The organism is Methylorubrum sp. GM97 (assembly GCF_024347855.1).
GTDB lineage: Bacteria > Pseudomonadota > Alphaproteobacteria > Rhizobiales > Beijerinckiaceae > Methylobacterium > Methylobacterium extorquens.
Genome location: NZ_AP025942.1, coordinates 4,271,372 through 4,291,451, shown reverse-complemented (window position 1 = coordinate 4,291,451; position 20,080 = coordinate 4,271,372). Strand labels below are relative to the sequence as shown.

General features: G+C 69.2%; 18 protein-coding genes. 5 read left to right on the top strand and 13 right to left on the bottom strand.

Features of this window, described 5'->3' with window-relative positions; translation table 11 throughout:
* Positions 1–56: 56 nt before the first annotated feature.
* On the bottom strand, positions 57–437 hold the full coding sequence (locus MSPGM_RS20085; protein WP_004446373.1) for a HesB/IscA family protein: 381 nt from the start codon (positions 435–437) through the stop codon (positions 57–59).
* Between the two features lie 131 nt (positions 438–568).
* Here MSPGM_RS20085 and MSPGM_RS20080 point away from each other — a divergent pair, with 131 nt between their 5' ends.
* The gene (locus tag MSPGM_RS20080; protein WP_004446371.1) at positions 569–700 is read left to right on the top strand and encodes a hypothetical protein; all 132 of its coding nucleotides are present in this window, start codon (positions 569–571) and stop codon (positions 698–700) included.
* Between the two features lie 7 nt (positions 701–707).
* On the opposite strand, the gene MSPGM_RS20075 is transcribed toward MSPGM_RS20080, so the two are convergent.
* The 7 genes from MSPGM_RS20075 to MSPGM_RS20045 form a co-directional block, all read right to left on the bottom strand.
* Positions 708–1,091: an SUF system Fe-S cluster assembly protein gene (locus MSPGM_RS20075; RefSeq protein WP_004446369.1), complete on the bottom strand. Its 384-nt coding sequence runs from the start codon at positions 1,089–1,091 to the stop codon at positions 708–710.
* 50 nt (positions 1,092–1,141) lie between these two features.
* Complete coding sequence (locus MSPGM_RS20070) at positions 1,142–2,398, bottom strand: cysteine desulfurase (RefSeq protein ID WP_004446367.1); 1,257 nt, start codon at positions 2,396–2,398, stop codon at positions 1,142–1,144.
* A gap of 255 nt (positions 2,399–2,653) precedes the next feature.
* The gene (locus MSPGM_RS20065; RefSeq protein ID WP_004446366.1) at positions 2,654–3,976 is read right to left on the bottom strand and encodes a SufB/SufD family protein; all 1,323 of its coding nucleotides are present in this window, start codon (positions 3,974–3,976) and stop codon (positions 2,654–2,656) included.
* Complete coding sequence (gene sufC / locus MSPGM_RS20060) at positions 3,976–4,728, bottom strand: Fe-S cluster assembly ATPase SufC (protein WP_004446364.1); 753 nt, start codon at positions 4,726–4,728, stop codon at positions 3,976–3,978. The genes MSPGM_RS20065 and sufC overlap by 1 nt, the downstream gene beginning before the upstream one ends.
* A 15-nt stretch (positions 4,729–4,743) precedes the next feature.
* Entirely contained in the window at positions 4,744–4,983 is a 240-nt protein-coding gene (locus tag MSPGM_RS20055; protein ID WP_015857347.1) for a hypothetical protein, read from the bottom strand.
* Between the two features lie 17 nt (positions 4,984–5,000).
* Complete coding sequence (gene sufB, locus MSPGM_RS20050) at positions 5,001–6,470, bottom strand: Fe-S cluster assembly protein SufB (RefSeq protein WP_012255147.1); 1,470 nt, start codon at positions 6,468–6,470, stop codon at positions 5,001–5,003.
* A 93-nt stretch (positions 6,471–6,563) separates the two neighbouring features.
* On the bottom strand, positions 6,564–7,736 hold the full coding sequence (locus MSPGM_RS20045) for a cysteine desulfurase family protein (protein ID WP_004446357.1): 1,173 nt from the start codon (positions 7,734–7,736) through the stop codon (positions 6,564–6,566).
* A 260-nt stretch (positions 7,737–7,996) separates the two neighbouring features.
* On the opposite strand from MSPGM_RS20045, the gene MSPGM_RS20040 reads away from it, so the two are divergent.
* Positions 7,997–8,653, top strand: coding sequence for an alpha/beta hydrolase (locus tag MSPGM_RS20040; RefSeq protein WP_004446355.1), 657 nt, complete (start codon positions 7,997–7,999; stop codon positions 8,651–8,653).
* A gap of 276 nt (positions 8,654–8,929) precedes the next feature.
* Here MSPGM_RS20040 and MSPGM_RS20035 read toward each other — a convergent pair whose 3' ends face one another.
* The 4 genes from MSPGM_RS20035 to MSPGM_RS20020 all read right to left on the bottom strand — a co-directional run bounded on the left by MSPGM_RS20035 (position 8,930) and on the right by MSPGM_RS20020 (position 15,925).
* A complete protein-coding gene (locus MSPGM_RS20035; protein ID WP_004446354.1) occupies positions 8,930–13,012 on the bottom strand; it encodes a Pls/PosA family non-ribosomal peptide synthetase in 4,083 nt (1,360 codons plus the stop codon).
* A 246-nt stretch (positions 13,013–13,258) separates the two neighbouring features.
* Entirely contained in the window at positions 13,259–14,152 is an 894-nt protein-coding gene (locus MSPGM_RS20030; RefSeq protein ID WP_004446352.1) for an NAD(+)/NADH kinase, read from the bottom strand.
* A gap of 11 nt (positions 14,153–14,163) precedes the next feature.
* Complete coding sequence (locus MSPGM_RS20025; RefSeq protein WP_004446351.1) at positions 14,164–15,144, bottom strand: SPFH domain-containing protein; 981 nt, start codon at positions 15,142–15,144, stop codon at positions 14,164–14,166.
* Between the two features lies 1 nt (position 15,145).
* Entirely contained in the window at positions 15,146–15,925 is a 780-nt protein-coding gene (locus tag MSPGM_RS20020) for an NUDIX hydrolase (RefSeq protein ID WP_004446350.1), read from the bottom strand.
* A gap of 260 nt (positions 15,926–16,185) precedes the next feature.
* On the opposite strand from MSPGM_RS20020, the gene MSPGM_RS20015 reads away from it, so the two are divergent.
* A complete protein-coding gene (locus MSPGM_RS20015) occupies positions 16,186–16,803 on the top strand; it encodes a PepSY domain-containing protein (RefSeq protein WP_004446349.1) in 618 nt (205 codons plus the stop codon).
* 329 nt (positions 16,804–17,132) lie between these two features.
* Here the strand turns inward: MSPGM_RS20015 and MSPGM_RS20010 are convergent, their stop codons facing one another.
* Positions 17,133–17,408, bottom strand: coding sequence for a hypothetical protein (locus MSPGM_RS20010; RefSeq protein ID WP_004446348.1), 276 nt, complete (start codon positions 17,406–17,408; stop codon positions 17,133–17,135).
* 388 nt (positions 17,409–17,796) lie between these two features.
* On the opposite strand from MSPGM_RS20010, the gene MSPGM_RS20005 reads away from it, so the two are divergent.
* Together MSPGM_RS20005 and MSPGM_RS20000 are read left to right on the top strand one after the other, a co-directional pair.
* Positions 17,797–19,065 (top strand): arsenic transporter, encoded by a 1,269-nt coding sequence (locus tag MSPGM_RS20005; RefSeq protein ID WP_004446347.1) that lies wholly within the window; start codon positions 17,797–17,799, stop codon positions 19,063–19,065.
* A gap of 35 nt (positions 19,066–19,100) precedes the next feature.
* A complete protein-coding gene (locus MSPGM_RS20000) occupies positions 19,101–20,054 on the top strand; it encodes a DMT family transporter (protein WP_004446346.1) in 954 nt (317 codons plus the stop codon).
* The last annotated feature ends 26 nt before the right edge of the window (positions 20,055–20,080 follow it).

Below are 20,080 nucleotides of genomic sequence, written 5' to 3'. Positions count from 1 at the left end.
GAGGCGAGAGCCATGCGCTCAAGCCTCGTCCGGTCTGCGAGACGAGGCAGCGCCGATCAGGCCGTAGCGCCGGCCGTGAGCCGCTCGGGATTGACCGGCGTGATCGCCACGGATTCGCCGCAGCCGCAGGCCGACGTCTGGTTCGGGTTGTTGAACACGAACTGGGACGACAGCTTGGTCGTCTGGAAATCCATCTCGGTGCCGAGCAGGAACAGCACCGCCTTGGGATCGATGAACACGGTTACGCCCCGGTCCTCGATCACGTCCTCGCCGGCTTTCCGCTCCTCGGCATATTCCATCGTGTAGGACATGCCGGCGCAGCCGCCGTTCTTCACGCCGACGCGCAAACCGGCGATCGGCGTCTCCGCATCGGCCATGATCGCCTTGAGCCGGTCCGCGGCGCGGTCGGTCAGCGTGATCACCTTGAAACTGGACATTGGGGTCTCTCTCCTGCGGCCGGGTTCAAGGCCCGGGCGGGTGAGGGGTTTTCGTACATCTGCAAAGATAAGCACTCCCCCGGCGCCGGTCCACCAGGAGACCCGGCACACCGGACGATTACAGCCGTGCTATGCTGAATCGGTGGGAGAGCTTCGAGACGTTCGACGCCGTGATCGGCCTGCCCGCCATCGGAGCGCGGCTCGCGCTCGCCGACATTTACGAGGACGTGGCCTTCGAGCCGGGCCGGTCGGTCCGCTGCTGAGGCGCCGCTACCACATGTCCAGCGCGACGCGGGCCTCGTCGGACATCCGGCTCTGGTCCCACGGCGGGTCGAACACCATCGTGACGGAGCAGGACTGGACGCCCTGAACCGCAGAGACCGCGTTCTCGACCCAGCCCGGCATCTCGCCGGCCACCGGGCAGCCGGGGGCGGTCAGCGTCATGTCGATCAGCACGCGCCGGTCGTCCTCGATCTGCACCCGGTAGATCAGGCCGAGCTCGTAGATGTCGGCGGGGATCTCCGGATCGTAGACGCTCTTGAGCGCCACGACGATGTCGTCGGTCAGGCGATCGATTTCCTCGGCCGGGATCGCGGAGGCGGCCGCGAGGGCGGGGGTGTTGGTGCCGCCGGTGATGGTGGCGTCGGTGCTCATCGGGTCTCTCCCTCGGCCGCCGCGGGCGACGGCCGAAATTCCCAAAAGAATCAGGCGAACAGCATCTCGGCCTTGGCCAGAGCCGCGGCCAGGACATCGATTTCCTGCGTCGTATTATACAGACCGAACGAGGCGCGACAGGTCGAGGTGACACCGAAGCGCGTCAGCAGCGGCATCGCGCAGTGGGTGCCGGCCCGCACCGCGACGCCCTGGTGGTCGATCACGGTAGCGATGTCGTGGGCGTGCGCGCCCTTCACCTCGAAGGCGATGACGCCGCCCTTGTCGCGGGAATTGCCGATCTGGCGGATCGAATTCATCGCGCCGAGCCGCTCCTGCGCGTAGGCGGTCAGCATCGCCTCGTGCGCGGCGATCTTGTCGCGGCCGAGCTTCATCATGAATTCCAGCGCCGCGCCGAGGCCGACCGCCTCGATGATCGCCGGCGTGCCCGCCTCGAAGCGGTGGGGCGGATCGTTGTAGGTGATCGCGTCCTGGCTCACCGTGCGGATCATCTCGCCGCCGCCCTGGTAGGGCGGCAGACGGTCGAGCCACTCCTTCTTGCCGTAGAGCACGCCGATGCCGGTCGGCCCGTAGACCTTGTGGCCGGTGAAGACGAAGAAATCGCAATCGAGCGCGCGCACATCGACCGGGCGGTGCACCGCGCTCTGCGCCCCGTCGAGCAGCACCGGCACGCCGTGGGCGTGGGCGATGCGTACGATCTCTTCGGCCGGCGTCACCGTGCCGAGCACGTTCGACATGTGGGTGATCGCCACCATCTTGGTGCGCGGCGTGAAGAGCTTCTCGTATTCCTCGACCAGGAAGTTGCCGTCGTCATCGACCGGCGCCCACTTGATGACGGCGCCGCGCCGCTCGCGCAGGAAGTGCCAGGGCACGATGTTGGAGTGGTGCTCCATGATCGAGAGGATGATCTCGTCCCCCTCCCCGATCAGTCCGGCCCAGCCCATGGAGGAGGCCACGAGGTTGTAGGCCTCGGTCGCGTTGCGGGTGAAGATGATCTCGTCGGTCGAGGCCGCGTTGAGGAACTGGCGCGTGGTCTCGCGCGCGCCCTCGAACCCCTCGGTCGCGGCATTGGCCATGTAGTGCAGGCCCCGGTGCACGTTGGCGTAGCCGGTCTCCATGCAGGAGACCATCGCGTCAATCACGGCCCGCGGCTTCTGCGTCGAGGCGGCGTTGTCGAGATAGACGAGCGGTTTGCCGTAGACCTTTTCCGACAGGATCGGGAATTCCTTCCGGATCGCTTCGACGTCGTAAGACGAGTCCTGGGCAGTGGTACGGACGGGTGCGTTCATCTTCTCGACCTCGAAGCGGCGCGGCCCGTCATGGAGCCGTCTTTCCCTTCACTCCCCTCATCCTGAGGTGCTGGAGCGAAGCGGAGGCCTCGAAGGAGACCTCCCGATTTCGTCGGCATCCTCTGAGCCGTCCTTTCAAGGCCCGCTGACGCGGCCCCCTAGGGATGAGGCTCAGGGTGGGGGTGCCCGACCTGGGCAGGGACCCGCGGATCCCCGGCAGGCCGGCGATCCGCGGGTCGGGTTGTGGGCGGTGCCCTACCCTCTCGACGCCAGCCACGCCTCGATCCCGCCGATCAGCACCGCGCGGGCGCCCTCATGCGTGACCGTCTCCACCGCCTCGCCGACGAAGGCCTGGACCAGCAGGCTCTCGGCGGTGGCGCGCGGCAGGCCGCGGGCCATGAGGTAGAACAGCAGATCCTCGTCCGGCGCGCCGCAGGTGGCGCCGTGGCCGCAGGCGACGTCGTCGGCGAAGATTTCCAGCTCCGGCTTGTTCATCATCTGACCGTCGTCGGTCAGGAGCAGGCAGTCGGACTTCATCTTGCCGTCGGTCTGCTGCGCGACCTGGCGGACGATGATCTTGCCCTGGAACACGCCGGTGGAATCGCCGTCGATCACCGTCTTGAACATCTCGCGGCCGACGCCCCCGGTCGCCGCATGGTCGGCGAGCAGGGTCGAGTCCGCGAGCTGGCCGTGGCCGAGCAGCGTCGCACCGTTGACCACGGCGTTGGCGTCCTCGCCCGCGACGTGCAGGTAGATCTGGTGACGCGAGAGCTTGGCGCCGGTGACGAGGTTGACGGTCTCGAGCTGCGCCCGCGCGTCGAGGCGCACCGAGAGCGTCGAGAGGGCGACGGCCGCATCCCCTTCCCGGTTGAGCCGGGTGTGGCGGAAGGCGGCCTCGGCGCCGATATGCACGTCGAGCGCGTCGTTGGGCTGGTAGGTCAGCCCGGCCGGCCCCTCGTGGCTCTCCAGCAGGAAGAACTCCGCCTCGGCGCCGACATCGACCAGAACGCGGGTCGCGGTCGAGAAGGCGGTCTCACCCGTGCCGACGAAGCGCAGGTGGATCGGCGTCGCCGGCTTGGCGCCGGGGGCGACCGAGATCAGCGCGCCATCCGCCAGGAAGGCGGTGTTGAGCTGATAGATCGGGTTCTCGCGCACCTGCTCGACGGGGGCGAGGAGCTTCAGGCGGGCGTCGCCCTTGCCCATCGCCTCGTTGAGCGGCGTGACCGTCACGCCCTCGGGCACCCGGTCGAGATCCGACAGGGACGCGACGAGATGGCCGTTGACGAAGGTGAGGCGGACAGCCTCGACCTCGTTGAAGCCCGCGGTTCCGGCGACGGCGGCCCGGGCCGCGTCCTCGCTCGGCGCCTCGGCGGGCGGGGCGGCCTCGGTGATGGCGGCGCGCAGGTCGGTATACTTGAACGCCTCGACCCGGCGGCTCGGCAGGCCGGTCGCCTCGAAGAAGCGGAACGCCTCCTCGCGGCTGATCGCCAGCTCGCTGGCGAAGCCTTTGCGCGCGGCCTCGAACAGCTTGGAGAGGCCGGCCTCGGCGGGGGAGCGGAGATTGGTGACGTCGGCCATCACGCAGCCTCGCTCGTGCGGTACTCGGCGTAGCCGGAGGCCTCGAGTTCCAGCGCCAGCTCCTTGCCGCCGGTCTTCACGATCTGGCCCTTCGACATGACGTGCACGGTGTCGGGCACGATGTGGTTCAGGAGCCGCTGGTAGTGGGTGATGACGAGGAACGAGCGGCCTTGCGCGCGCAGCGCGTTCACGCCCTCGGAGACGATGCGCAACGCGTCGATGTCGAGGCCGGAATCGGTCTCGTCGAGCACGCAGAACTTCGGCTGCAGCAGCGCCATCTGGAGGATCTCCATGCGCTTCTTCTCGCCGCCGGAGAAGCCGACATTGAGAGCGCGCTTGAGCATCTCCTTGTTGATCTCGAGCTTGTCGGCGGCCGCGTTCACCGCACGGATGAAGTCGGGGGTCGAGAGCTCGGCCTCGCCGCGCGCCTTGCGCTGCGCGTTGAGGCAGGCCTTGAGGAAGGTCATCGTCCCCACACCCGGGATCTCCAGCGGGTACTGGAAGGCGAGGAAGATGCCGGCGGCGGCGCGCTCGTCGGCCGCCATTTCCAGCACGTTCTGCCCGTCGAGCAGGATCTCGCCGTCGAGGACCTCGTAGTCCTCCTTGCCGGCGATGACGTAGGAGAGCGTCGACTTGCCCGACCCGTTCGGGCCCATGATCGCGGCGACCTCGCCATCGTTCACGGTGAGGTTCAGGCCGTTCAGGATGCGGTTGTCCTCGATCTGCACGACGAGGTTTTTGATCTCAAGCATGTTCGTCCAAGTCCTTCAAAACCATTCCTGATGCATCGCCCGCAGGAAGGCGGTGTTCTGAACCGGATAGCCGGACATCTCACCGATCACCGCGTCGACGCCGCACCGGGGGCACAGAGCGGTCGCGTCCTCGTCGACCCACTCCGCGATCTCGTCCGGCGCGAAGATCTCCAGGCAATAGAAGCACCCGCAGAGCGGGCTGCTCTTCACCTCGTCGGCGTGCCGCGCGCTGTGCCGGTGGGCCGCGCGCAGCACGTCCGCATCGAAGCGCGTCAGCCCACCGAGCCTTCGAGGCTGATCGAGATCAGCTTCTGGGCCTCCACCGCGAACTCCATCGGCAGCTGCTGCAGCACGTCGCGGACGAAGCCGTTGACGATGAGCGCGGTCGCCTCCTCCTCGGAGAGGCCGCGCTGCAGGCAGTAGAACTTCTGGTCCTCGGAGATCTTCGAGGTGGTGGCCTCGTGCTCGAAGACGGCCGACGCGTTCTTCGACTCGATGTAGGGCACGGTGTGCGCCCCGCACTGGTCGCCGATCAGCAAGCTGTCGCAGTTGGTGAAGTTGCGCGCGCCCTTGGCCTTCTTGTGGGCCGAGACGAGACCCCGGTAGGTGTTCTGCGAACGGCCCGCCGAGATGCCCTTCGAGATGATCCGGCTGGTCGTGTTCTTGCCGAGATGGATCATCTTGGTGCCGGAATCGACCTGCTGCATGCCGTTCGACACCGCGATCGAGTAGAACTCGCCACGGGAATCGTCACCGCGCAGGATGCAGGACGGATACTTCCAGGTGATCGCCGAGCCGGTCTCGACCTGCGTCCACGAGATCTTCGAGCGGGCGCCGCGGCAATCGCCGCGCTTGGTCACGAAGTTGTAGATGCCGCCCTTGCCCTCGTTGTCGCCGGGGTACCAGTTCTGGACGGTCGAGTACTTGATCTCGGCATCCTCCAGGGCGACCAACTCGACCACCGCGGCGTGGAGCTGGTTGTCGTCGCGCTTCGGGGCGGTGCAGCCCTCCAGATACGAGACGTAGGAGCCCTTGTCGGCGATGATGAGCGTGCGCTCGAACTGGCCGGTGTCGCGCTCGTTGATGCGGAAATAGGTCGACAGCTCCATCGGGCAGCGCACGCCCGGCGGGATGTAGACGAACGAGCCGTCGGAGAAGACGGCCGAGTTCAGCGTGGCGAAGAAGTTGTCGGTCACCGGCACGACCGAGCCGAGGTACTTCTTCACGAGGTCCGGGTACTCGCGGATGGCCTCGGAGATCGGCATGAAGATCACGCCGGCCTTCTCGAGCTCCTTCCGGAAGGTGGTCGCCACCGAGACCGAGTCGAACACCGCATCGACCGCGACGCGGCGCTCGGGCGCGATGCCTTCCAGCACCTCGACCTCACGCAGCGGGATACCGAGCTTCTCGTAGGTCTTCAGGATCTCGGGATCGATCTCGTCGAGCGATTCCGGGCCCTTACGCTTCGGCGCGGCGTAGTAGTAGATGTTGTTGTAATCGACCCGGTCGTACTCGACCCGGGCCCATTCCGGCTCCTTCATCGTGAGCCAGCGCTTATAAGCGTCGAGGCGCCATTCGAGCATCCATTCCGGCTCGTTCTTCTTGGCCGAGATGAAGCGAACGACGTCCTCGGAGAGGCCCTTTTCGGACTTCTCCATCTCGATCACGGTCTCGAAACCGTACTTGTACTGGTCGAGGTCGATCGAGCGGACCCGATCAATGGTCTCCTGCACTGCAGGCATTCAGCGTCTCCTACCGACTCCGGCGTCAAGGACCGGGGGTTTCCAACGACACGGCGGGTTTGCCGCCGAAAGAATGGCTTGGGCGGGCGGCGCTCAGGCTGCCTGCCCTCGCCTCTGATATAGGGACGACACGACCCGTTCGAACCCCGCCGCGAAGCGTTCGAGGTCTTCCGGGCGCGAATTCCAGCCGAAACTCACGCGCAACGCCCCCGCGGCGAGCGCAGGGCTCACGCCCATCGCCGCGAGCACGGGGGAACGGGCCACCTTGCCCGAGGCGCAGGCCGAGCCCGACGACACGGACAGGCCGGCGAGATCGAGGGCGATCAGCGCCGTGGAGGCCGCGAGGCCCGGCACAGCGAAGCTCAGGGTGTTGGGCAGGCGCGGCGCGCCCTCCCCGAACACCACCATGTCCGGAGCGATGGCCCGGAGCCGCCCTTCAAGCGCGTCGCGCAAGCCCGCGAGCCGCACCACCTCGGCTTCCAGGCTGGATCGGGCGATCGCCGCCGCCTCGCCCATGCCGACAATGCCCGAAAGGTTCTCGGTGCCGCCGCGCAGGCGCGCCTCCTGGCCGCCCCCGCGCAGGAAGGGAGTCTCCAGGCTCACGCCGTCGGCCAGCACCATCGCGCCGATCCCCTTCGGCGCGGCGAATTTGTGGCCCGACAGGGTCAGGGCGTCGAGGCCGAGGGCCGCGAAATCGAGCGGGATCTTTCCGACCGCTTGCACCGCGTCGCTGTGGACCAGAGCCTGTCCGTGGGCGCGGGCGAGCCGCACGATCTCGGCGAGCGGCTGCACCACCCCGGTCTCGTTGTTGGCCGCATGGACCGAGATCAGCACGGCCTCGTCCCGGCAGGCTTCGAGCCGGGCCGCGAGCACGTCGAGCCGCAGCAGGCCGGCCCCATCCACCGGCAACACCTCGACCGCCTCCGGCGCGAAGCGATGGCCCGCGGCGACACACGGATGCTCGGTCGCTGAGATCATCAGCCGGGTGGGGGCAGGGAGGCCCGCCTTCCGAAGCGCACCGGAGAGCACGGTGTTGGCGGCTTCCGTGCCGCCGCTGGTGAAGGTGATGCGCTCAAGCGCCGCGCCGAGCAGGGCGGCGAGCCCCGCCCGCGCCGTCTGCAGCGCATGGCGCGCGGCGCGGCCCTCTTGATGGATCGAGGAGGGATTGCCGGGCAATGCGAGCGCGCGCGCGACTGCAGACGCGACCTCCGGACGCACCGGAGAAGTCGCGTTGTGATCGAGATAGCTGCGCGCGCCGGACGTCATCCTGCCGTTTCGCTCCGTATCGTCCTGCCAGATCCTGATTTTCTTGATTTCGCCCCCCTCCCCCGTGCTAAGCCGCGCGAAACGCGCCGTGTGCTTCGCAGGTCGAGACCCGACGAACTGTTTAGAATGATTCTAATGACCTAGAATTATTCTAAGAGCGCTTGTAGGTGGCGCGCGCAACGAGTCAAGCCGTGACCGGCTCAGCCTCCCTGCCTTCGCGGGGGCATCAGGGGTGAGGGTCGGATCATCTCGAGGACACCATGCCCGAAGTCATCTTTTCCGGCCCCGCCGGCCGCCTGGAAGGCCGCTACCAAGCCCCCAAGAAGAAGGGCGCGCCGATCGCGATCGTGCTTCATCCGCACCCCCAGTTCGGGGGCACGATGAACAATCAAATCGTGTACAATCTTTTCTACACCTTCGCCAATCGCGGCTTCGCAGCCCTGCGCTTCAATTTCCGCGGGGTCGGGCGCAGCCAGGGCGCCTTCGATCACGGTTCGGGTGAACTCTCCGACGCCGCGGCCGCCCTCGATTGGGTGCAGTCGGTCAACCCGGAGGCCAAATCCTGCTGGATCGCGGGCGTCTCGTTCGGCTCGTGGATCGGGATGCAGCTCCTGATGCGCCGCCCGGAGATCGAGGGCTTCATCTCGATCGCCGCCATGGCCAACCGCTACGACTTCACCTTCCTGGCGCCCTGCCCCTCCTCCGGCCTGTTCGTGCACGGCTCGGAGGATCGGGTGGCGCCGGCCCGCGAGGTGATCCCGGTGATCGAGAAGGTGAAGACCCAGAAGGGCGTCATCATCGAGCACCAGATGGTCGAGGGCGCCAACCACTTCTTCGACGGCCGGGTCGACGAGCTGACCCAGACCGTCGACACCTATCTCGACAAGCGTCTCGGAGCGAAGACCGAGGCGGCGTGAGGCGGAAGAGCGCGGCGGCCGTCAGCCTTTGACGGTCGCCGTGAAGTCGGACCATTGCTCGACGCGGAAGGCGCGCAGGTCGCGCACCGAGGCCGAGAACCACGGCACGACTTACCACGGCAGGACTTTCGGTGCCGTGACAAGCTGCGAACAGCTTCGCCCGATCCTCGTCGCCGTTGACGTAAAGGCTCCCATCCGCGGACGATCCGCCGCCTTCGGCTCAGCCACACCGACGCGTATGGCGTGAATGGCCTGCGGCGGCGAGAGGCTCCGGCCTCAGGCCGCCCGCGCCACAGCCTCGCCTGCCGCGTGCACCACGGGCACGGCAGGCGCGCCCTCCCATTCCGAATGCGCCGGGATCGACTCGCCCTTCATGACGATGGTGAGCGGGCGCAGCCGCGCGTAGTCGCCGACATGGCTGTCGTAGAGGACAGTGGAGAAGGCGCCCACCGTGACGCCGCGCCCGACCACGACGCGGCCGACCTTCATGATGCGGTCCTCGTAGAGGTGGGTCTGGAGCGCGGCCGAGCGGTTGATCGCGGCAAAGTCGCCGATCTCGACGCAGTCGAACTCGGTGATGTCGGTCATCAGCAGGCAGGCGCCCTTGCCCACCTTCACACCGAAGAGCCGCAGCATCCAGGGCAGGAACGGCGTGCCCATCAGGTGCTCCAACAGCACCTTGCCGGCGAGCCCCCAATAGGCGACGGCGATCGCCTCGGTCCGCATCGCCCACCACGACCACATCGGCCGCATGCCGGGGCGGTAGCGTCCCATCAGGAGCCATTTGAGCGCGATGACGCTGCTCGTCTGGATCAGCGCGATGGCGAGGCTCACGAGCACGAAGGCAAGCGCCAGCCCGCCCCAATCCTCGGCGAGGATGGCGGGGTAGAACACCCAGTCGATCGCGCAGATGGCGAGCGAGATGTAGAGCATCGGCGAGAACGAGGTGGCGAAGGCCTCGAACAGGCCGCGCCGCAGCTTGGCCCACACGCTCGGCTCGAAGGTTTGGGCGTTGGAGCCGAGATCGACCTTCTGGCGGACCGGCAGGCGGATCGGCGGCGAGCCGAACCACGTCTCGCCCGGCCCCATCTTGTCGTTGGCTGGCGGCTTCGACTTGATGCCGATCAGCACGTCGTCGGGGATGTGCGCGCCCGGCGGCAGCACGCCGTCATTGCCGACGAAGACGCGGGCGCCGGTCTCTACGGGATGGAGATGCATCCAGCCGCGGCGGATCTCCTCCTCGCCGACCACCACCTCGTCGGCGATGAAGTTGTTGGCGCCGACCGCGACGAGGTCGTGGCGCGAGCCGAGATTGGTCGAGATCTCGGCGCCCCTTCCCATCCGCGCGCCCATCAGCCGGTACCACGCCCGCATATAGACGGTGGCGAACAGCGAGGAGAGCGTCTCCAGCGTCACTTCGGAGGCGAGCGCCACCAGCCATTTGCGCAGGTAGAAGCCCGACCAGATCGAGAAGGTGCCGTGCGTGACCCGCGGCAGCACCGCCCAGCGGATGGCGGCGATGAGCAGCACCGTGCCCGCCGTCATCAGCATGGCGGTGGGCCAGGTCAGCAGCGGCAGGTAGACGTGGTAATCGACGTCGGTGAGTTCCGAGAGGTTATCGGAGATCTGGTCGAAGAGGTAGAAGGCCGGGAAGATCGGCAGCAGGCCGACTGCCGGCACCGCCGCGAGCAGAAAGGCGTAGACCGCGCCGAAGGCCGCCCGGCGGGCGGGCGAGGCGGTGGCGGGTTCGGGCAGGGCAGCGAAGTCCACGGTGCCGACCCGGCGGCCGGGCGAGCCGTCCCAGGCCTCGGCCGGGCCGACCTCGGTGCCGGCCGGCACGGTGGTGAGGTCGGCGATCTCGGCATGGTCGCCGATCACCGTGCCGGGGCCGATCACGCAGGAGGTGCCGATGGCGACATCCTCGCCGATCTCGACGGAGCCGATGACGAGTTCGTTGCCGACGACCTCCGCGTTGGCGATCACCAGCCGCCCGCCGAGCGACGCGCCGCGGCCGATGGTGAGCAGATCGGGTGCGCCGACATCGAGGTCGGAGATCAGCACGTCGTCGCCGATCCGCGCGCCGAGCAGGCGCAGATAGGTGACGATGACGGGCGAGCCCTGGAGCCACTTGATGTGCACCAGCGGCGTCAGGCGCTGCGCCAGCCACCAGCGGTAATAATAGACGCCCCAGAGCGGGTAGCGGCCGGGCTTCGTCCGCCCGAGAATCAGCCATTTGGCGGCAATCGCGATCGTCGCGGTCACCGCGTTGATGCCGATATAGACCAGCAGGAGAACGCCGAGTTCGCCCCAGAAGCCGAGCCCGCCGCCGGTGAGCAGCAGGTAGGTGACGAAGATGCCGAGCCATTGCGCGGTGGCCAGCGCGATGACGAAGGGCAGCGTGATCGCCTGCGCCAACCCGCACAGCGCCCGGCGCAGCAGCGGCGGCGGAGCAAAGCTCAGGTCGCGGATCGCGGTCTGGGCGCCGGCCCCGCCCGTGCGCTCGATCAGACTCGCGGCCATCACCCGCAGGGTGCGGCCGTTATAGACGTCCTGCAGGGTGATGCCGGCGAGCGCCGGGGTCTCGCGCACCGCGCCGACGAAGCGGGCGGCAAGCAGCGAGTGGCCGCCGAGTTCGGAGAAGAAGTCGGCCTCGAGCCCGATCGGACCGTCGCCGAACACCTTTTTTGCCGCCGCCAGCAAAGCGGCCTCGGTCTCGTTGTCGGGGGCCTCCTGCTCGCCGTCGGCCACCGCCACGGTCAGCGGCGCGATCCGCAGCGCCTTGCGATCGACCTTGCCGGAGGTGAGCCGCGGCAGGGTCTCGACCGCCTCGAAATGGCCGGGCACCATGTAGGGCGGCATCTGCGCCGCGAGATTCTTTCGCAGCGCCGCGCGGTCGAGATCGGCGCCGCGTTCGGGCACGAGGAAGGCGACGAGGCGGTCGACCTCGTCGTCGCGGCGCAGGACCACCGCCGCCTGATTGATCCCGTCCTGCGCCCGGATGCGCGCCTCGATCTCGCCGAGCTCCACGCGGAACCCGCGGATCTTGACCTGATCGTCGATGCGGCCGTGGAAGACGATGTCGCCCTCCGGCGTCATCGAGACCGCATCGCCCGAGCGGTAGAGCACCGGATCGGTCCCGTCGGACGGGTAGGGATTGGCGACGAACTTTTCCGCCGTCAGCTCGGGCCGCTTGAGGTAGCCCGCCGCGACGCCGGGGCCGCCGATCAGCAGCTCGCCTTGCTCGCCCGGCGCGAGGAGGTTCAGCGCCTCGTCGGCGACGTAGACCGAATAGTTCGGGATCGGGCCGCCGATGGTGACCGGCCGGCCCGGCCGCATCTCGGCGGCGGTCGCCACCACGGTGGCTTCGGTCGGGCCGTAGGTGTTGAACAGGCGCCGCCGATCAGTCGCCCAGCGCGCCACCAGCGGCTCGGGCAGGGCCTCGCCGCCGAGCAGCACGAGGCGGACACTCGGCAGGTCGCCGGGGATCATGGCGAGCAGGGTCGGGACCGTGTCGAGCACGGTGATCCCGGCCTCCGCGATGATCGCGGGCAGGGATTCGACGTCGCCCATCATGGCCGGGCTCGCCACGAACAGGCAGGCGCCGACGAGATAGGGAACCCAGATCTCCTCCATCGAGAGATCGAAGGCGACGGAGGCGCCCTGGAACACTACGTCGTCGGCGGAGAGGCCGTAGACCGCGTTGCCCGAGCGCAGGAAGTGGCAGATGTTGACGTGGCTGATGACGATGCCCTTCGGCACGCCGGTCGAGCCCGAGGTGTAGATCAGGTAGGCCGGGTGCTCCGGACCGAGGCCGGCGGCATCGAGATCGGGCGGTGATGCCCCCTGCCCCGCTGCCAGAACCTCGGCCGTCGTGAGCGCGGGCGTACCCTCCGGTGCCTGCGGCCGCAGGGCCTCCGAGACGAGGAGCGCCTTGGCCTCGGCATCGTTCAGGCAGACCGCGACCCGGTCGGCGGGCGCCTCGGCGTCGAAGGGCAGCCAGGCGGCGCCGGATTTCGTGATGCCGATCTGCGCGATCAGCAGTTCGGTGCCGCGGGCCATCCACAGCCCCACGACGTCCCCCGGGCCGATGCCGCGGGTGGACAGCCCGGCGGCGATGGCGTCGGAGCGGGCATCGACCTCCGCATAGGTCAGGACCGGGCGGCGCCCACCGGAGCCGGGCTCGGCGGCATCGATCAGGCAGGGCGCATCGGGGCGCGCGGCGGCGCTCGCCCGGAACAGGTCGGCCAGGGTCTCCCGGCGGATCAGATCGGGCCGCGCGGCCCCCCGCAGGACGGCGCGGCCGCCGAGGCTCTCGCCCGGTCCTTCGTCGTGCCGTCCCACCTCGGCGAGACCGCTCATCCGATGCTCTGCTGCCGATTCCACGTGCTGCCCATTCCCGGATCGGTCGAATCCCGCGCCGACGCTGGCGGCGCGCGATCCCGCGCCCCATGCTCGGCACCCTTGGCGGTTTTGCGACAGGATCGCGCCATACGGATGATTGTGGTCGAGAGACCCGCCCGGATGTCCCGCACGCGTTCCATATACGGGATGGGCGGCCAGGAAACCGGTCTTCCCGAACAGCCCGGACCTGCGATGCCGCCCGGCTCAGCCGGTGACGAGGTGCAGGGCCCGGTCGGCCGGCGCGATCCGCACCTGCCGGCCCCAGCCGAAGCCGAGAAAGTCCTGCTCGATTCCGTCGGCGAAGATCACGCCGCCCTCGTTCATCCGCGAGGTGACGACGAGGTCCGAGTCGGTGAGCTTGCCGGCGCGCAGCCGCGTCGCGGTGGCGACGCTCGGGAACGGCTCGCGCACCCAGTAGCCCACCGCCCGCTCGTCGGGTCCGAGCGACAGGTCGAGCCGGGTCGCCTCACTGATCGAGCGGGCCCAGCCGGTCGCCCCGGTGCCGGAGGCGACGATGAGGCCGCTGGAGGAATGCTCCTCCGCCTCGCTTCCGGCCTCGATCCGGTAGCGCGCGGATTGGTGGCTGCGGTGGCCGACAAAAATCTCGTTGAGGGCGAACAGGCGCTCGGTCCCGTCGATCACCGCCTGGACCATGGTGCGCCGCTCGATCGCGACATCGCCCGCCACGCTCGCCGGCAGCAGCCGGGGGAGCCGCTCGACGGGGTTGCGCGCCAGCACGCCGTCATAGAGGTCCGGCGCCGGGTTCACCCCGATCACCGGCTGTTCGCCCAGATACTTGGCGACGTTGGCAATCAGCCCGTCCTGCCCGACGGCGACGACGACGTCGTCCCCGGCGAACAGGAAGCGGTCGAGGTCGGCCCGCCGCACCAGGGCCTGGCGCCACTCGCCCGGCACCGCGGCCCGCGCCTGTGCCAGCACCGCGTGGAAGCGCTCGTGGCGCGCCTCGACCGCGGCGAGCCCCTGGCCGCGGCTCTCGAGGAAGAAGCGGGCCTGTCCCCGCGTGGCGTGCCGGGCGATCAGCAACTCGTAATCGGTCTCGCGGGTGACGAAGACCGCCCGGGGGGTGAGCGCGGCCATGAGCCCCTCCCTCAGCGGGCCGGGAGGCTGGCCGGCCGGCGGACCTCGCCGAGCAGGGTGGCAAGGAGGTCCGGCGTGACGTTCACGTGCTCGATCGTGTCGAGCTTGCCCGCCAGCGCCTGGGCGGCCAGCCCGAGCAGGGTGCCCGGCGCCACGTCGCGGTAGATCGCGACGCGGGCCCGCTCGGCCTCGGCCCGCGCGCCCTCGACCATGCGGATGCGCTCAGCCTCGGCGCCGGCCTCGATCCCCTCCGCCTCCGCCCGCGCTTGCGCTCGGTTGCGGGCGTTCTGCGCTTCCTCGGCGATCAGCAGGCTCTCGCGCCGGGCCAGCTCGGTCTTGGTGGCGAGTTCGTTCTCGGCGATGGCGCGTTCCTTCTCCACCGCCAGCGCCCGGCGGGCGAAGGTGGCCTCGTCCGCCTTCTGCTGCAGCGCCTCGTAGGTCGGCGTCTGGAGCGCGCGCTCCAACTCGCTCGACGGAGCGAGGTTGGTGAGCCGCACCGAGACCACCGCGACGCCAATCTCGGCCAGCGACGGATCGTTGGCGAGCGTCGCCTGCACCTGCCCGCGCAGGGCCTCCGGCCCGGCATCGAGCAGGGCGCGCACCGGCGCGGTTCCGAGGAATTGCAGCACGGTCTGGTTGGCCAGCCCGGCGATGCGCGCCTCGATCCGCTCCACCGGCTCGGTCTGGAGCCGGCCGGTGCGCAGGTCGAGGGAGAAATCGACGCGGGCGGCGAGCCGCTCGGGATCGGCGACGTGCCAGCCGATGCTGCCCTGCACCGCGACCGCCTGGAAATCCGCGCTGCGGCCGCGGACGAACAGCGTCATCTCGCGGTCGTCCATCGGCAACTCGCTGATGCTCGCCGTCTCCGGCCGGAACCAGAAGACGAGGCCGCGCCCGCTCTGGCGCGGGCGGCCGTTGCGGTAGCGGATGACGTAGTGGCTCGCCTCGCTGCGCAGCTGGGAGAGAACGCCGAAACGGCGGATCGTGGCCATGTCAGTCTCCTTGAGCGGGGGTCTGCCAAGAGGTTTGGGACGGGGTTTGCGAAGAGGTTTGGCGAAGGCGGTACAGCTCGGCGGGGCGGTAGGAGGTGCCCGTCTCGAACCGGCCGGTGGGGTCGAGCCAGCCGCGGTCGAGCATCCGGCGGCGGAAGGCGGGCTTGTTGAGGCCCGTGCCGAGGATCGCCTCGTGCACGTCCTGAAGCTGGCGCAGGGTGAACAGCTCCGGCAGCAGGGCGAAGCCGACCTCGGAATAGTCGAGCTTGCCCCGCAGACGCCGGATCGCCAGCGCGACGATCTCGGCGTGGTCGAAGGCGAGCGGCAAAGCCGCGCCATCGGCCGCATGGACCGTCACGGATCCCTCCGCCGCGGGCGACGCCGCGACCGCGCCGGGAATCAGGGCCGGGGCCCGCGCCCGTGCCTCGGCGAAGGCCGCCTCGGTCAGGAGCGCGAGATAGGCGACCGTGATGATGCGCATGCGCGGATCGCGCTCCACCGCGCCGAAGGTGTAGAGCTGCTCCAGATGCGCCCGCGCCCCGCCCGCCTTCTCGCGCAGGACGCGCGCGGCGGCGTCATCCAACGCCTCGTCGATCCCGACGAAGCCGCCGGGCAGCGCATGGCGCCCCGCATGCGGGTGCCGGTCACGCTTCAGCAGCAGGAGGGTCGGGCGACCGCCGGAAAGGCCCAGCAGCACCAGATCGACGGCCACGGCGGGCCGGGCGTAATCGGCGGGATCGTAGCGCGCTAGGAAGGCGGCCTCGGACTCGGCTTGGCTCATGGGATCACGCCCGATCCAGCTTATATTTGACTGGCATATTAGTTATTCGCACATCGAATATATGTCAACGGAGCGCGCGAATTCGGGCGCGCCGGCGCCGGCCCTGTCGATCTCTGGCCCTGTCGATCGTCGATGGCGCGCACCAGCATGCCTCGAACGCAGTGACGCGCTGCAACCAAGCGGCGGCTCGGACCGTTCTGTGGGTCCGCAACAAGCTCGAGCGCCTCAGGCGCCGACACAAGAAACGGAAAGCCCGCCACATGAAGACGAATTTCCTGCGCCTCACCGCCGCCACCGGCCTGCTGACCCTGATGACCGGCCTCGCCGCGGCCCAGAACCCCGACCTGACCAAGAACCCGGAGAATACCGGCCGCGCCCCGAGCGCCACGGAAGCGACCAAGTCCAACAGCGACCTCAAGGAGTGGCAAGTCGCCAAGTCGGCCAAGGTCGGCCTCGCCCAGGCCATCGCCACCGCCGAGGGCAAGGCCGAAGGCGAGGAGAAGGGCGGCAAGGCGATCGACGCCGACTTCGAGAAGGCCGACAGCAAGAACCCGGCGCACTACTCGATTAAGGTCGTGTACCCGAGCGGCAAGCTCGTCGAGCACGGCGTCAACGCCGACACGGGCGATCTCTACAAGAGCGAGAACCAGCCGTTCGAGCGCTACTTCACCCGGCTGAAGGCGAGCGACTTCCAGAACGCCAAGGTTTCGCTGAAGGACGCGATCAAGCTCGCCGAGCAGAAGAGCCCCGGCAGCAAGGCCTACGAGGCTGAGGTCGAGCGCGAGGGCAATGCGGTCGAGTACGAGATCAAGCTGGCGCTCACCGACCGCGAGCAGGAGGTCAAGGTCAGCCCGGACGGCACGGTGAAGAACGACTGATCCCGCTTAAAAGCCGCCCTTGTCAGGAGAGGCGCTCGAGCGGCGATCGCGAAAAATCGTCCGGGAACCGCGCGGAACCCGGACGGCCCGCCGCCGACGGGCCGTCTCGGGAGGGGCAGGACCCGGATAGCCACTCCGGTGGAGCGTCCCCACCCTCATGACCGCCGGCACCCGGAAACGGGTGCCGGCGAATGCTTTCAAAGACGGTGCCATCGCGCTTCAGCCGCGCATGACCGGCCTAGTCGGCCCGTTCGGCGTTTGGGATGCGACGCGGCCTGCTTGTTCTTGCATCGCCCCGAAAGCCGGTAACCGCTTCGTCGGAATGCGCTCTAACGGGCCTCGTGGCCCTTGCCGCTGGCGCCGGGCGAGGAACCGGAGCCGGCATCGTTGGCGCCCGTGCTGTTGGCCGTGCCGGAGCGGCTCTTGTCGCCCGAAGTCGGGCCGCTTCCGGCCGCTCCGGGGGACGCCCCCGAACCGGCATCGTTCGGCCCCGTGCTGTCGGCCGTGCCGGAGCGGCTTGTGCCGGAAGCCCCCGTGCCTTCGGCGGCGAAGGCAGCGGGCGCGAGCAGGAGGGTGCTGGCGAGGGCGAAGGTCAGAGCCTTCATGGCGGATCTCCCTGTTTGTTGAGGTGATAGGCCGTGGGAGAACCGGCGCTCCGGGACGCTGTTCCGCCCTGCCCGCTTCGCCCCACCTCATCGCATCGCGGCGCATCGCTCGATCAGGGCTCGGGATCATGCGCCTCCGAGGCCGTCCGGAGCACGCATCCCGCCCCGCATACTCAGACCCCTCCAAGATCGCGCCCTTGTGATGGATGAAACAGGAACGGCGGCGCGCGAGAAATCTTGAGCGGCGGATCGGCGGCGATGCACAGACCGTCGGGGCTTGGTCTCGGAGAGGCCATGCGCGATCCTGCTCCAAGCCGGAGCGACCCGCAGCGGTGCCCCGCCGCTCCGAATCCCGTGATCCTCCCCGACAGAAGGAAGCCCGACGCCGATGGGCGCGCTGATCCCGAACCCGAACGCGGCGACCTGGGGTATCGCCGCGCTGGCGACGCTCGGCGTGATCCTGCGCCCGTTCTCCTGGCCGGAGGCGATCTGGGCGGTGCTCGGCGCGGTGCTCCTCGTCCTCCTCGGCCTGATCCCCTGGCAGAATGCCCTGGAGGGAGCGGCCAAGGGCACCGACGTCTATCTCTTCCTCGTCGGGATGATGCTGCTCTCCGAGATCGCCCGGAAGCAGGGCTTGTTCGATTGGCTCGCCGCCCACGCGGTGCGGGCCGCGAAGGGGTCGCCGACGCGGCTGTTCTCGCTCGTCTACGTCGTCGGCACGGTGGTCACGGTCTTCCTCTCGAACGATGCCTGCGCGGTGGTGCTGACGCCCGCCGTCTTCGCCGCGACGCGGGCCGCCGGGGTGAAGCAGCCCCTGCCCTACCTGTTCGTCTGCGCCTTCATCGCCAACGCGGCGAGCTTCGTGCTGCCGATCTCGAACCCGGCCAACCTCGTCGTCTTCGCCGAGCACATGCCGCCGCTCGGCCGCTGGCTGGCGACCTTCACCCTGCCCTCCCTCCTCGCCATCGTCGCGACCTATCTCGTCCTGCGCCTGACCCAGAACGCGCGGCTGAAGGCCGAGACGGTCGCGACCGACGTCGCGATCCCGAGGCTCGGGCTCGGCGGCACGATCGCGGCCGGGGGCATCGTCGCCACCGGCGCGGCCCTGATCGGCGCCTCGGCCGCCGGGATCGAACTCGGCCTGCCGACCTTCATCGCCGGGCTCGCCACCACCCTCGTCGTGCTCGCGATCAATCGGGGCGGGCTGGTCGCGGTCGTTCGGGACGTGTCCTGGGGCGTGCTGCCGCTGGTCGCCGGGCTCTTCGTCCTCGTCGAGTCCCTGGAGAAGACCGGCCTGCTCGCGAAACTCGCCGACCTCCTGGGCCGCGCCGCGCAGGGCGATCCCGCCGCGACGGCCTGGGCCGGCGGCGCGCTCGTCGCGTTCGGATCGAACCTCGTGAACAACCTGCCGGCGGGCCTCCTGGCGGGCGCCGCGGTGCAGGCCGCCCATGTGCCGGAGACGGTGGCGGGGGCGATCCTGATCGGCGTCGATCTCGGGCCGAACCTCTCGGTCACGGGCTCGCTCGCCACGATCCTCTGGCTCACCGCGATCCGCCGCGAGGGCCAGAACGTCTCCGCCTGGGCGTTCCTGAAGCTCGGCGCCCTGGTCATGCCCCCGGCGCTGGCGCTGGCCCTCGCGGCTCTGATCCTCGCCTGATCCCATACTCTTCGCCGATCCGGAGGCCGACCCGCGTGAGTGCCGCCCTGCTCTATCCCTTCATCATCGTGGCGGGCGCGCTCCAGGCGCTCGGCAACTCCATGAACGCGCAGTTGCGCGGGCACCTCGTCAATCCGTTCCTCGCCGCGGCGGTCTCCTTCCTGCCGATCGTCTTCGTCTTCGCGACGCTGTTCCTCGTGATGCCGACGCCGCTGCCGAGCCTCGACTCGCTGGCGGCGATGCCGTGGTACGCGCCGCTCGGCGGCGTGGCCGGCGCGGTGGCGGTATTCGGCGGCCTCGCCTTCGTCGACAAGGTCGGCGCCGGCCCCTTCAACGGCCTGACGCTGACGGCCAACATCCTGACCTCGCTGGCGATGGATTCGCTGGGCCTGTTCGGGCTGCAAGGCGGTGGGTTCAAGCCGATGCCCTGGCTCGGCGGCCTGCTCATGGCGATCGGCGTAATCTTCATCGCCCGCGTCACGCCCGAAAAAGGCGCCGGGCAAGGCGCCGGGGAAGACGAGACCAAGGATACCGGCCACGGCCTCAACCCGCGGCTGCTCTATCCCTTCATCGTCGTCGCGGGCGCCCTGCAGGCGATCGGCGTGGTCTGGAACGCGCAGTTGCGCGGAGCCCTGATCAACCCGTGGCTCGCGGCCCTGGTCTCGTTCCTGCCGGTGGTGTTCGTCTTCGTGCTGGTCTTCCTGCTGCGGCCGAAGCCGCTGCCGCAGCGGGCCGACATCGAGGGGGTGCGCTGGTGGATGCCGCTGGCCGGCCTCACCGGCGCCGTGGCCGTGTTCGCCGGCCTGCTCTTCGTCGACAAGGTCGGCGCGGGCGCCTTCAACGGCCTCCTGATCACCGCCAACCTGCTGACCTCGGTGGCGCTGGACCATTTCGGCTGGGTCGGCATGAAGCGGGTTCGGGCCGGCGCCTCGCGGCTGGGCGGGGCCGCCCTGATGGTGGCCGGCATCGTCCTCATCTCGCTGTTCTGACAGTCGGGCCCGAGGCCGGCGCAGCC